Consider the following 12,863-nt stretch of genomic DNA (forward strand, 5'->3'; position numbering starts at 1 on the left):
TCTGGTGCACACACCGTTAGGTGGTGGCAACAGAGAATTAGAATATAAATAGAACTATTGAAATCACATTGGTGCCACCAGCTCGGGCTGTGGGCACCAATCTAAAATTTACTATAACCAATACATGAGACTAAAAGACAAAGTAGCCCTGATCACAGGGGGAAGCAGTGGCATAGGAAAGGCCAGCGCTATGCTTTTTGCCAAAGAAGGTGCCAAAGTAGTAGTGGCCGATGTGAATGAGGCAGGTGCTACAGAGACAGTCAGGGAAATCAAGGCTGCTGGCTTTGAGGCGGCCTTTGTGAAGGCTGACGTATCCAAAGCTGCCGATTGTGAAAATATGGTGAAGTTCGCCGAAAGCACCTATGGCAAGCTGAACATCCTGTTCAACAATGCCGGTATTATGGATTCCAACGACGACAATGCCGAGTCTACCTCAGAAGAAACCTGGGATCTGACGATGAACATCAATGCTAAGGGCGTATTCCTTGGCTGTAAGTACGGCATTCCCGCATTGAAAAGAGCAGGTGGCGGAAGCATCATCAACACCGCTTCCTTTGTGGCGATACTTGGCGCCGCCACACCTCAGGTGGCCTACACAGCTAGCAAAGGGGCCGTGCTTTCCCTAACAAGGGAGCTGGCTGTTATTCACGCTAGGGAAAACATAAGGGTGAATGCATTGTGCCCTGGCCCGCTGAAAACGGAACTGCTCATGAAGTTTTTGAACACCGAGGAGAAAAAGCAACGCCGCCTGGTGCACATCCCGATGGGGCGCTTTGGTGAATCAGAAGAAATGGCGAAGTCAGCGTTGTTCCTGGCATGTGATGATTCGTCTTATGTGACAGGTACAGAGTTTCTGGTAGACGGTGGTATCACAGCAGCCTATGTAACCCCACAATAAGTTTATGCAAAAAGGTTTTCAAATCATCAGCCCGGTCGATGGGGCGGTTTACGCCGAAAGGAGTTACGCTACGGATTCTGAAGTAGATGCCGCTGTAGCCAAATCCTGCTATTCGTTTCCTTCCTGGAGAAAAATATCGTTAGAGAAGAGAGCGAAAATTTGCCGCAAAGCTGTGCAGTACTTTGTCGACCATGCCGACGACTGGGGCATGGAAATTACGATGCAAATGGGTAGGCCGGTGCGTTATACGCCTAACGAAATCAAAGGCGGTTTCAAAGACCGGGCAGAGTTTATGATCACCTCTGCTTTTGACGCATTGAAAGACAAAGAAGTATCGCAAAAAGAAGGGTTCAAACGCTTCATTCGAAAAGAGCCGCTAGGCACGGTGCTTGTGCTGGCTCCGTGGAACTATCCATACCTTACGTCTGTAAATGTGGTTATTCCGGCCATCATGGCGGGCAATACGGTGATACTGAAGCACGCTGAGCAAACGGCCCTTTGCGCTGAACGATACGCAGAGGCCTTCAAAGCCGCCGGACTCCCCGACGGTGTTTTCCAGTTTTTGCACATCAGCCATGCCCAGGTTGCCGACCTGATCCACGATTCAAGAATTGCTTACGTGGCATTCACTGGCTCCGTGGAAGGCGGTCGTGCCATTCAGGAAGCGGCTGGCGATAGGTTTATTACGGCAGGGTTGGAGCTGGGAGGTAAAGATCCAGCGTATGTGCGGGAAGATGCAGATCTTGCTTTTGCAGTGGAGAACCTGGTGGACGGGGCTTTCTTCAATTCAGGACAAAGCTGTTGTGGTATCGAGCGGATTTACGTGCACCAATCGAAATATAATGAATTCGTAAAGGCCTTTGCTGAAATGACAAAAACCTACAAGGTAGCCGACCCTCGCAAAGCTGACACTACGCTGGGACCAATGGTAAGGCCTTCCAACATGGCCAAAGCCCAGCAACAAGTGAAAGAAGCAGTGGCCAAAGGAGCCAAACTGTTGGTCAGTGCCATTGACTTTCCGGAGATGTCGGCGCCCTATTTGGCTCCGCATGTTTTGGTAGATGTCAATCACACCATGGAAATCATGTCTGAGGAAAGTTTTGCACCGATTGTAGGCATCATGCCCGTGAAAGACGATGAAGAAGCTATCCGACTGATGAACGATAGCCAGTACGGATTGACTGCTTCCATCTGGACCAAGGACGTAGACAAAGCCCTTTCTATTGGTAACGAGGTCGAAACCGGCACCTGGTTCATGAACCGTTGCGACTACCTCGACCCTGAACTGGCATGGACAGGCGTGAAGAACTCTGGCAAGGGGTACACGCTGTCCTCACTAGGTTACGATGCCCTTACCCGACCTAAGTCGTTTCACCTGAGAGTATCTTGACATGAAAGTAGCTCTGCTGGTTTGTGATCATGTGGCGACGCAGTTTGCTGAGAAGCATGGCGACTACCCCTTCATGTTTGACCAACTGCTGCCTGAGCTGAAACTGGAACCATGGTTTGTCTGCGATGGAAGTTTTCCACCCATCGCAGACTACGATGCCTTTGTGTGTACAGGCTCGAAGGCTTCAGTATACGACAACATTGCCTGGATACACCAGCTAAAAGCTTTTACGAAGGAGATTTATGACAGCGGTAAGAAGTTTGTCGGGGTGTGCTTTGGCCATCAGATGATGGGAGAGGCACTTGGGGGAAAAGTGGAGCGAGCTGATGTCGGATATTTGATCGGGGTTCATCAGTTCACTATAGCGGAAAAGCCAGGCTGGATGAAAAGCGCCCCGGACGTCTTCAATATCCTCATGCTTTGTCAGGATCAGGTGGTTAAACTGCCTCCCAACTCAAAGGTATTGGCCTCATCTCCCGACTGCCCGGTTGGGATGTTCACGGTTGGAGATACATTCCTGGGTATCCAGGGGCATCCGGAATTTAGCAAAGAATATGACAGAGAAGTCTTTGAATCGAGGGTGGAAAGGATAGGAAAAGAGAAGGTTGACAGGGCGGTTGAGAGTTTGAAAGTGGAGCCGGATAGGGAGGTGTTGAAAAAGGTGATAGTAAGCTTTCTGAAATGAGTCAGGAAATCCGGTTTGCGCTAGTTGAGTTCAATTACGTTGGCGCCTATTTTAAGCCCTCTTTGAATTAAATCATTGATTTTTGGAGCAAAATGCTTTACCGAACCATAAGAGTTGTCAAAAGCGTTCAAAATGATAACTGCAATCGGGTATTTTTCAAAATTCTGTTGGTAGTGAAGGTTCTTGTCAAAAGTTATAAGTGCCTCAATTCCATCGGTTACCATGAGCTTCAAAAGCTCGCCGTTCTTTTTGCCGTTCCAACCTTTGTCGAAGACGGTAGAGACCTCATGATCTGATAAATCCAGTTTTAATCTTTTGGGGAGGTTTTCATCAATCAATAGCTTCATATATACTATCAAGCTTGGCGGAAGTCACAATTTTGTTGGCAATTTCTAGTACGCCAATCGCCTTTTCCTTAGAGACACTTGGGAAATCTTCCAAAAATTCCTCTAGGGCAATTCCCTTTTCCAGGTGCCAAAACAAAGTTTGCACCGGCACCCTTGTACCAGCAAAAACTGGTTGTCCGTTTTGGACGTCAGAATCAATTGAAATAAGGGATTTTATGTTATCCATACTTAAAAATACGAATTTATTTATTCCAAATTCATCGTGCTTGAATCCTTTTAATAGATACTGATGAAAGTGTGGTCAATCATAATGAAACCTGCATTTCACAATCCAGATTTCACCTTCCACTACCCTATAGATGAGTCGATGCTCCTCATTTATCCGTCTCGACCAAAAGCCACGGTATTTGTGTTTGAGCGGTTCCGGTTTTCCTAGCCCTTCATAGGGTGTTCTTGAAATTTCCTTGATCAGCATATTGATCCGGCCAAGCATCTTTTTGTCAGTCTTCTGCCAGTAGAGGTAGTCCTCCCACGACTCATCTACAAAGCAAAGCTTCATTCCTCAACAAGGTCTTTGTTGAAGGATTGTCCTTGCCTGAACTTGGCAATGGCACTATCTAAACGCTTCTCATTGACTTGGGAGGATAACTCGTGCTGTGTCGCCTGCAAGGAATTGTATTCTTCCAGCGAAATCACCACAACGCCGGAGTCTTCACCCCGATTAATAATCAGCGTTTCGAAATTCTGTGTTACCCTGTTCAGGTACGTTTTCATGTCTTTTCGAAAAGCTGAGATAGTAGCCGTGATCATGCGTTTTCATTTTATGTACAAATTTATGTACAATATTTTGTAATAAAAAATGTACCAAGCCCGAAGGGGCGACAGCAGTTTACTGCTTACCTTTCACCGCTTACGTCTTTGCCACTGCTTTTATATCCCTCACCTCCAGCACTTTTTTATCATAACCCTTCAATGTTACTCCCAGCATAGCTTGCCCTAAATCAGCCAGCGTACTCACGCTGCCAGGAAAAACTGTTTTCAGGAAAGGATACATCCAGGTGATGTATTTGTAGTATTTCAGCGTATTGCTGAGGCCGGGTGTTGGCTGCATATAACCAGGACGGAACATGTAGGCAGCCTTGAAGGGTAGCTTCAGCAGGTCGTTCTCTGTTTTTCCTTTTACCCGAGCCCACATGCTTTTGCCTTTTTCGCTGCTGTCGGTAGCTGCGCCGGAAACATAGCAGAAGGTCATGTCAGGATTCAGCCCGGCCAACAGTTCGGCTGCATGCAAGGTAAGGTCATAAGTGAGTTTCTTGTACTCAGGCTCTTTCATGCCCACCGATGAAACACCCAGGCAGAAGTAGCAAGCATTGTAGCCTTTGAGCTGATCTGCAACAGGGCTAAGGTCAAAAAAGTCTTTATGAATGATCTCAGTAAGCTTGTGGTGCGTGGTGCCGCATGGTTTTCTGCCTATCACCAGCACCTTTTCTACATCAGGGTGATTCAGGCATTCGTGCATAATCCCTTCGCCCACCATGCCGCTGGCACCAGTAACGATCGCTCTTATTTTTGTTCCCATAAACATAATGACGTATAACTTGCAGATTTACTTTACCTGATATGGAAAGGTAAGCAGTTGCACTGAGATGACCTCGCCATCGGCAGGTACCAGCAGCCGTTTTGCGTGGTTGTTTTCGGAGGCGTATTTGGTCACATCAGCTTTGTGCAGGAGGCAGTGGTTAACCGTGTCCATATGAACGGCAATGACCTTTGCTTTGCCAGACGCCTGCAGCACTTTCTCAATGTCGGGCAGGGTCATAGTGATTGGATCTCCTTTGAGAAACTGCGCTGCACCTGCATTCACTACAATGGTAGCAGGTTTGTGCGTGACTATGGCGGTTTCCACTTCACTGCACCAGATGGTGTCCCCTGCGATGTATAGTTTGTCTTTGCCCGCACCTACAACAAAACCGGAAACCGCCCCCATTAGTTGGCCAATCTCACCCGTGCCGTGCTGCCCTCCGGTTCTGGTAATGGAAAGGCCTTTGAAAGCATAGTCGGAAGCAATTGCCACGGCATTTTCAAAGCCCAGTTCCCGTATTTTTTCAAGATCCGAAGGTTGACAGAATATAGGCTTGTTTTTAGGTATCATTGCATGGGCTTCACTGTCCCAATGATCCCTGTGGGTATGCGTGACCAATACCGCATCGCATTGGCTGACAAGTGACTTTATTTCGTCTGATGACAGGGGAAGGTCCACCATAGGGATGCGGTAGTTGTTGCCGGCGTTTTGCACTGGGGCCATGGCGTCTTTTGGCGATAGCATGGGATCAACCAGTAGGTTCACTCCACCTATCTCAATCCAGAGAGTGGCATGTCTGATAAGGCGAACGCTCATCTTTCTTTTGCGGGCAAAAGATTGAGGGCTGCTGGTAGCCAGCAACCCCCAGATAATCAGTGAACGCTTTAAAAAATCTTTGCGGTTCATGGGATTACATTTTCTAACCCAATAACGGAAATAAAAACCGCTGCGTTGGCCTTTACTTCTCTACCCAGAAATCGACTACTGTTACACCATCCAGGTGCGGGCCTACGATGCCACCAAATGCCTTGTGATCAGGGTGAACAAGGTAATCATCCCTGTCTTTTTCGCTGTTGAAGGTAAGGATGAAAGCATGGGTAAGCCCCTGGTTCAATCCTTCAGGGCTGTTGTTGGTGCCCCATTCGAAAGCTTTAATTTGTTTGATCTTTTTAGGGAGCGCCTCAAAGGCTTCTACCACTTTCTTCACATCTTCTGCGGAGGAAGTGTCTTTGAACTTGAATAGTACGACGTGACGAAGTGAATTTCCTTTTCCCTGAGCCATAGTGTTAGATGAAGTGAAAGCGATTGCGACAAAAGCAACGGCAAAGCAAATAAGCAGGTTTTTCATTTTGTTGGAGTTTTATTAACCAATAATAACTCAACTTCCTGAAAGATGAACGCTTTCAGGAAGTTTTATAGCGATCTTATTGAGGAGAGACGGTGGAACTCATCCCCGACCGACCCCTGATATCAAAACACTTTAGCTTTACCATGCTGCTCACGGCCACGGGCTCAGTGTATTCCGGGGAGTTGGCAGTAGGCTCTGATCCGTCGGTCGTGTAGCGAATGATCAAGCCCGGATACTCGCTGTTGGCCAGCAGCAGTCCACCTTCTATTTTCGCCCCTGGGCGTGGGATTCTGTAGCCTACACCGCCTTCAAGGTAGCTAAGCCTTGGCATTTCCTTCTGTCCCATTGTGTTAGCAAAACCATTCCAGGCAGCCTCTCTAGCTTTTATTCTTTGCTCCAGATTGTCAATGGTCGCCCACTTCGGGTTGCCGGCCCAGGCCCGTTCCGCCAGTCCGACCAGTTTAGGAAATACAACGTACTCTAGTAGCTCTGGAGTTTTTGCCACTTCAGTCCAAAGCTGTCCCTGTATGCCGAGGATGTTGCTTTCTCCTTCTGGCGTTAGTTTCACCATCTTCTTCATTTCGGCCTCCACGTCTATTGAGTTACCCCGACTATCCTTTTCCGAAGAGTAGAAAATATTCTGCGGCACTATTTCCCACGCCGACTGGGTATTAACGAGGCCTGCCCATGTTTGGCCAGGCTCTTCCGGGTCGTTATTATAAGCCAAATCAAAATACAGCTTGGTGGCATTAGCGATGATAGGCGTGTATCCTGCGTTGGCCAAAAGCCCTGGTAAGTTGGGGTCGGGTATCCATACGTAGGGGCGCATGCCTGAATTGGCAAAGGCCGGGTTCACCTCTTCTTTTCCATCTGCTCCTTCACGCATGGCCACTTCCTGCCAGCCGGATGTTGGCATGCCTTTTTTCTCCAATATTTTGATCAGCTCTCCGATGAAATAGGGCATCAGGTCGTGCGTTTTTGCTATTTCGGGGTGAGTCTTACGGAATTCATTGCAAATCGGAGACTTTTCCCAAACGCCCTTAGGTACTTCGTCGCCACCTATATGAATCGATTCCAGCGGCACACCAGCTTCTTTGTGCATGGCAATGATTTCGTCAAAAACCTTCTCCATAAAAGTGAGCGCCGACGGGCGGCAAACACAGATCACGTTGTCGGGGAAGTTCTGCACCGACATGTATTCTGACGCATCTTCGGGGTCGTGAAGGGCATACTGATTGGCTTCTTCAGTTTTGCCTTCTTTCATGAGACGATTGTACCGATTCTTCATTGAAACGATCGCAGCTCTTGAATGACCAGGGATGTCAATTTCAGGAATCACCCTGATATGTCTTTTATGAGCGTGTTGCAGTATTTCTATGTAATCAGCTTTGCTGTAATAGCCGTTGCCCGGAGAGTTAGGGTCGTTGGGATCGGGGCCTGATCCGTATTCCGGGTGAAGAAACTCTTCTTCGGTGGTGGTGTGCCCTCTGCGGCTGCCAATGTCAGTCAGCTCAGGAAGGCCGGGTATCTCAAGTCTCCAGGCTTCATCTTCGCTCAGGTGCATGTGGAAATAGTTAAGCTTGTAGTAGGCCATCAGGTTGAGCAGCTTAAACACTGTTTCCTTCGATTCGAAGTTCCGAGCCATATCCAGGTGCATGCCCCGGTAGGCGTAGCGGGGAGCATCTTCAATAGTCAGTTGATCAAGTGAAATGCCCGATGCTGGAGCTTCGTAGGTAGCCACAGGCAGCAGCGCTCTTAAACTCTGGATGCCGTAGAACACACCAGCAGCATCTGCTCCGGTAATTTGAATGCCGGTTGTGTTAATAGACAACGTGTAGGACTCAGGCCCTCCGGATTTACCCAACTTGAGCTGCATCGATTGGCCTTTACCTTCTTGAATACTCACGTCGCCATCAAGCACCTCGCTCAGAGCCGACTTGAGCAATTCTGCCTCGCCGGCTAAACCAGCTTCATGATAGATCACAAGCGGTGTTTGTAATATAAACGAGCCCTTTCCTGCCATTATGCTCATGGGCGTTGGCACCACGTTGCTCAACTGAGAGGCAGGGAGCATCTTGAGCGACTGGTTTTTTTCAAAGAGATTCTTAGCCGTAGGAATCAGCGTTTTTACGACCTTCAACACTTCGGGGTTATCCATGGTGAGGGTGGCAGGTTGGTAGTTGCTGATAGTTTTGGCGTTTTCATTTCCCTGCGCAAGGTAGGGGCCTAGCGGTTGCTGTGAGTTTTTTACGATAGCACCCCCCGCCGTATACTCGAAGGTGAGCGTTTCACCCTGGCCTAGTTCAAATCCTTCCTTTGGCACCAGCTTAAAAAGCGTTCCTAATTCAAACTCGATGGCCAGCTTTGCCCCTTCCGGGAAGACGAAATCATGACTGGCGATTTGGTTGTAGTAAATGGCCCAGTCGGTACCTGAGAGTGCGGGGCCATTGTTGGTGATAGTAAACTTTGCCTTGTGCTGGTTTTCTCCGCCCGCCTGATTTTCCACCAGCTCCCAGCTGAGTTGAATATCACCTGCGTCGATCAGCTTGTTTTCCTTAGTGCCGCAGGAAAACACGATAAGTGACAATGATACAAGAGTGAATCGAAAGAAGGATCTCATAGCGAACGGGTTTGTTTGGGGCTTCAATATCGGAAAATGTGCTTTAAATTAAAATGTGTGCGGAAACATTTACTATCGAACCCTATCTTTTTGCATAGATAGTCAAAAAAACACGGAAAAACTTTCAAGTGATAAAATGAAACTATATTTTTGACTGACCGTTTAGTCAATGTAAAAGTAACTTATAAATGAGTCCAAGAACCAAGGCGCAGATAGACGAGATAAGAGAGCAGAGCAGGGAGAAGATTATTGCTGCAGCATTGGATTTGTTTGCTCACAATGGGTTTCATAGCACATCTATCGCTCAGGTTGCCGCCAAGGCTGGCATTTCGAAGGGGCTTATTTATAATTATTTCGAAAGCAAGGAAGATTTGCTTCAGGCCATTTTTACGGAGGCAATGAAGAACTCCGAGGATATTCTGACCATGGATCCGAATGCAACCGCCAAGCAACGGCTGATACGTATGGCAGAAGCATCGGCTGATTTTATGTACAATAATCAGGAGTACATGCGCCTGTTTCTGACACTGATGATGCAGCCCGACGTGGTGAAAAGTATGAAGCCGTGGTTCGATACTGTGGGCAAGGCCAAGAAGGACATGCTAATGCCCATGTTCGAGGAGATATTTCCCGGTCGGGCAGAGGTCGAGTATTTTTTCTTCGGTGCTATTATGGACGGCATTGGCTTTGGATACCTCGTACTCGGGCGTGAGTATCCATTTGAAGATGTGAAACGAAAATTCATTGACCACATACAAAATCAATAACTGATTGCTATGAAATATTTTTTGACCACAGGATTTATTTTTTGTCTGTTAGCTTATCAGGCAAACGCCCAAACGGCTCTTGAAATCATTAAGAAGGCTGACGAGAAAATGCAAGGAGAGAATGGTTATGCCGAAATGGTGATGAAGATTGTGCGGCCCGACTGGACTCGGGAAATCACAATGAAAAGCTGGAACAAAAACCAGGATTATTCCCTGATATTGATCACAGGGCCGGCAAGAGACAAGGGCACGGCCTTTTTGAAAAGAGGCAAGGAGATGTGGAACTGGCAGCCTTCCATTGACAGGGTGATTAAAATGCCACCGTCGATGATGATGCAGTCGTGGATGGGCTCAGACTTCACTAACGACGACCTGGTGCGTCAGTCTTCTATTGTCACTGACTACACGCACAAGCTATTGGGCGACACAACGATGTTAAGCCGGAAATGTTGGAAAATGGAGCTGACCCCCAAGGAGGATGCGCCAGTAGTGTGGGGCAAAATAGAAGCTTATATCGATCAGAAGGACTATTTGCAGTTACTCATTAAATATTATGATGAAGATGAGTATTTGGTGAACACGATGGTGCTGTCCGATATCAAAGAGTTGGGAGGCAGAACGCTGCCCACGCACATGGAGATGATACCTGCGGAAAATCCAGATCAGAAAACGGTGATCGATTATGTGAGCCGGACTTTTGATACCAACCAGCCCGACGACTTTTTCTCGATCCAGAACCTAAAACGTATCAGATAACTTATCGATTATGCTGCTATTGATAGCCTGGCGTAATATCTGGCGCAATAAGCGCCGAACGCTGATTACTCTTGCTTCCATAGGATTTGCTGTCTTTTTTGCCTGCATCATGCAGAGCATGCAGTTGGGATCCTATGAGCGAATGATTGAAAATGCCGTCCGCTTCTACACCGGCCATATCCAGGTGCATGAAAAAGGTTATTGGGACGACAAAACGCTTGACAATAGCCTGGAAGTGACGGAAAGCCTCCAGACCAAATTGTCTGGAGAGGCCGACTTGAGCGATTATGTACCGAGAATTGAATCCTTTGCCCTGGCGTCTCATGGAACCCTTACCAAGGGCGTTCTGGTCAATGGCATTGACCCCATAAAGGAAACAGGGCTCACCGATTTGCAGGGAAAGATTGTGGAGGGACAATACCTTTCCAACCCTGGAGATATCATGATAGGTGAAGGACTTTCCACCTACCTGAAGGCAGCACCTGGCGACACGCTTGTGCTGATTAGTCAGGGCTATCATGGGGCAAATGCAGCTGGCAAATACCGGATAGTAGGCACATTGAAGTTTCCGACACAGGAAATGAGTGCACAAGCCGCCTATATCATGCTTAGCGATGCTCAGTACTTTTTCAATATGCCCAACAGGGCTACATCCCTGGCTTTGCTGCTCGACAATTCCGAAGCAGTGCCGTTGGTGAAAGCTGACTTGACCTCTAAGCTTGACACGGCCGTGTATGAGGTGATGGACTGGAAAGAGCTGATGCCAGAGCTCGTTCAGAGCATTGAAGTTGATTACGCCAGCGGACGCATCATGTTATACGTGCTCTATGCTATCATCGCCTTTGGCATTTTCGGCACCTTTCTCATGATGACCAACGAACGGCAGTATGAATTTGGCGTCATGCTGTCAATTGGCATGAAACGCCGGCTGATGCAGGGAATGCTACTTTTGGAAATCATTATGCTGGCGGTGCTGGGTGTGGTAATGGGAATTATTGCGGCGAGCCCCATTCTGGCTTATTTCTATCTTAACCCCATTCATGTGGGTGGGGAGATGGCTCAGGCGTACGAGAAAATAGGGATGGAACCCATTCTGCCATTTTCGCTTGCGCCGGAGGTTTTTGTCAATCAGGCCCAGGTGGTGCTAGTGATGACGATTCTCATGGCGATCTATCCTCTTTGGATTGTAGGTAAGCTTAAGGTAATCAAGGCACTTCGCAGTTAACTTAAATTGAAGAAGTATGATTTTTAATATTTCATGGAAAAATATCTGGCGCAACAAACTCCGCAGCGGAGTGGTTATCGGTGCCATGATCCTGGGGGTGTGGGCACTGCTTTTTTTGTTTGCCTTTTCCGACAGCATCACCAACAATTTGGTCGGCAATTCAATCAAGTACGACTATAGCCATGTCCAGCTACACAACAAGGCCTACAAGAATGATCCGACTTTCAATAACAGCATAAATGGGCCAAACGAAGTAGAAACTGTGCTTGCTGGAATGCCGCAAGTGGCTTCGTACTCCGAAAGACTGATCGTTTCCGGCATAGTTGGTTCAGCTAATTCCACTCAGGGGGCGATGATTTATGGCATTGATCCGGAGGCTGAAGCGAGTGTCACTTACCTGGATGATCAGCTGGCCGAGGGCACTTATTTTACAGAAATAAAACGGAACCCAATTGTGTTGAGCCAGCACATGGCTGAGAAGTTAAAGGTAAGACTGGGCTCCAAGGTGGTGCTTACTTTTCAGGACAGTCACAACAATATCACGGCTGGCTCCTTCAGGATCGAGGGCATCATCAAAGCGAAATCGCCACGAATCAATGAGGGAGTGGTATTTGTGAGAAAGGGAGACCTCGAAAAGCTAACAGACTGGGTACAACCGCAAGAAATAGGGATAGTGCTTCAGGATATTCAGGAAGTGGAACTGGTGAAGGCTGCTTTACAAACTTCGCTGCCAGCCCTCGAGGTGGCTTCGTACAAAGACCTTGCCCCCGACCTGGAGGTGATGACCCAGCAAACAAAAATTTCCAAAACGGTGCTGATGGTTATCATTATGCTGGCGCTGGTTTTCGGCATCATCAACACCATGCTCATGGCTGTGCTTGAGCGAACCAAAGAAATAGGTATGCTCATGGCCATTGGGATGAAGCGTATTCGTGTGTTCACCATGATCATGACAGAGACAATTTTGATCTCACTGGCGGGTGCGCCGCTGGGAATGCTCATGGGGTATTTGACCATTGTTTACTTTAGCTCCCATGGGTTTGATTTCTCGGCCTACGCCGCTTCTTTCGAGCAGTATGGCATCGACTCAATTATTTACCTTTCTCTGGATGCCAGCAATTATTTCATGCTCGCTTTCACTGTGGTGATTACGGCGGTGCTTGGGGCTGTTTACCCGGCCCGCAAAGCCACGAAACTGAAACCAGTAGAAGCATTAAGAAAACTTTAACATTCAATTTTTTTTAG

At 47.7% G+C, this 12,863-nt stretch carries 15 protein-coding genes; 7 read left to right on the plus strand and 8 right to left on the minus strand.

Annotated elements, in window-relative coordinates; translation table 11 throughout:
* Positions 1–124 precede the first annotated feature (124 nt).
* Genes AAC052_RS20510 through AAC052_RS20520 form a run of 3 tightly spaced genes read left to right on the plus strand, consistent with a single transcriptional unit; the run spans position 125 to position 2,973 of the window.
* Positions 125–898 carry a glucose 1-dehydrogenase gene (locus AAC052_RS20510; protein WP_339815291.1) on the plus strand — a complete coding sequence of 258 codons (774 nt, stop codon included), beginning with the start codon at positions 125–127 and terminating at the stop codon, positions 896–898.
* Between the two features lie 4 nt (positions 899–902).
* The gene (locus tag AAC052_RS20515; RefSeq protein WP_339815292.1) at positions 903–2,288 is read left to right on the plus strand and encodes an aldehyde dehydrogenase family protein; all 1,386 of its coding nucleotides are present in this window, start codon (positions 903–905) and stop codon (positions 2,286–2,288) included.
* Between the two features lies 1 nt (position 2,289).
* The gene (locus AAC052_RS20520; protein ID WP_339815293.1) at positions 2,290–2,973 is read left to right on the plus strand and encodes an amidotransferase; all 684 of its coding nucleotides are present in this window, start codon (positions 2,290–2,292) and stop codon (positions 2,971–2,973) included.
* Positions 2,974–2,993: 20 nt separating this feature from the next.
* On the opposite strand, the gene AAC052_RS20525 is transcribed toward AAC052_RS20520, so the two are convergent.
* From AAC052_RS20525 to AAC052_RS20560, 8 genes are all read right to left on the minus strand, one after another.
* Positions 2,994–3,320, minus strand: coding sequence for a DUF5615 family PIN-like protein (locus tag AAC052_RS20525; protein ID WP_339815295.1), 327 nt, complete (start codon positions 3,318–3,320; stop codon positions 2,994–2,996).
* The gene (locus AAC052_RS20530; protein WP_339815296.1) at positions 3,304–3,546 is read right to left on the minus strand and encodes a DUF433 domain-containing protein; all 243 of its coding nucleotides are present in this window, start codon (positions 3,544–3,546) and stop codon (positions 3,304–3,306) included. The genes AAC052_RS20525 and AAC052_RS20530 overlap by 17 nt, the downstream gene beginning before the upstream one ends.
* A 75-nt stretch (positions 3,547–3,621) precedes the next feature.
* Positions 3,622–3,879 (minus strand): Txe/YoeB family addiction module toxin, encoded by a 258-nt coding sequence (locus AAC052_RS20535; protein ID WP_339815297.1) that lies wholly within the window; start codon positions 3,877–3,879, stop codon positions 3,622–3,624.
* Positions 3,876–4,130, minus strand: coding sequence for a type II toxin-antitoxin system prevent-host-death family antitoxin (locus AAC052_RS20540; RefSeq protein ID WP_339815298.1), 255 nt, complete (start codon positions 4,128–4,130; stop codon positions 3,876–3,878). The genes AAC052_RS20535 and AAC052_RS20540 overlap by 4 nt, the downstream gene beginning before the upstream one ends.
* Before the next feature lie 100 nt (positions 4,131–4,230).
* The gene (locus tag AAC052_RS20545; RefSeq protein WP_339815299.1) at positions 4,231–4,899 is read right to left on the minus strand and encodes an NAD-dependent epimerase/dehydratase family protein; all 669 of its coding nucleotides are present in this window, start codon (positions 4,897–4,899) and stop codon (positions 4,231–4,233) included.
* Positions 4,900–4,926: 27 nt separating this feature from the next.
* Positions 4,927–5,808, minus strand: coding sequence for an MBL fold metallo-hydrolase (locus AAC052_RS20550; RefSeq protein WP_339815300.1), 882 nt, complete (start codon positions 5,806–5,808; stop codon positions 4,927–4,929).
* A 52-nt stretch (positions 5,809–5,860) separates the two neighbouring features.
* Positions 5,861–6,250, minus strand: coding sequence for a Dabb family protein (locus tag AAC052_RS20555; protein ID WP_317490858.1), 390 nt, complete (start codon positions 6,248–6,250; stop codon positions 5,861–5,863).
* A 76-nt stretch (positions 6,251–6,326) separates the two neighbouring features.
* Positions 6,327–8,870 carry a family 20 glycosylhydrolase gene (locus AAC052_RS20560; protein ID WP_339815302.1) on the minus strand — a complete coding sequence of 848 codons (2,544 nt, stop codon included), beginning with the start codon at positions 8,868–8,870 and terminating at the stop codon, positions 6,327–6,329.
* 188 nt (positions 8,871–9,058) lie between these two features.
* Here AAC052_RS20560 and AAC052_RS20565 point away from each other — a divergent pair, with 188 nt between their 5' ends.
* The 4 genes from AAC052_RS20565 to AAC052_RS20580 are packed head-to-tail and all read left to right on the plus strand — an operon-like array spanning position 9,059 to position 12,846.
* Positions 9,059–9,637 carry a TetR/AcrR family transcriptional regulator gene (locus AAC052_RS20565; RefSeq protein ID WP_339815303.1) on the plus strand — a complete coding sequence of 193 codons (579 nt, stop codon included), beginning with the start codon at positions 9,059–9,061 and terminating at the stop codon, positions 9,635–9,637.
* Between the two features lie 9 nt (positions 9,638–9,646).
* Positions 9,647–10,393: an outer membrane lipoprotein-sorting protein gene (locus AAC052_RS20570; protein ID WP_339815304.1), complete on the plus strand. Its 747-nt coding sequence runs from the start codon at positions 9,647–9,649 to the stop codon at positions 10,391–10,393.
* A gap of 10 nt (positions 10,394–10,403) precedes the next feature.
* Complete coding sequence (locus tag AAC052_RS20575) at positions 10,404–11,618, plus strand: FtsX-like permease family protein (RefSeq protein ID WP_339815305.1); 1,215 nt, start codon at positions 10,404–10,406, stop codon at positions 11,616–11,618.
* A gap of 16 nt (positions 11,619–11,634) precedes the next feature.
* A complete protein-coding gene (locus tag AAC052_RS20580; RefSeq protein WP_339815306.1) occupies positions 11,635–12,846 on the plus strand; it encodes an FtsX-like permease family protein in 1,212 nt (403 codons plus the stop codon).
* Positions 12,847–12,863 lie beyond the last annotated feature (17 nt).

The sequence above is a fragment of the uncultured Imperialibacter sp. genome (assembly GCF_963974565.1).
Taxonomy (GTDB): Bacteria; Bacteroidota; Bacteroidia; order Cytophagales; family Cyclobacteriaceae; genus Imperialibacter; species Imperialibacter roseus.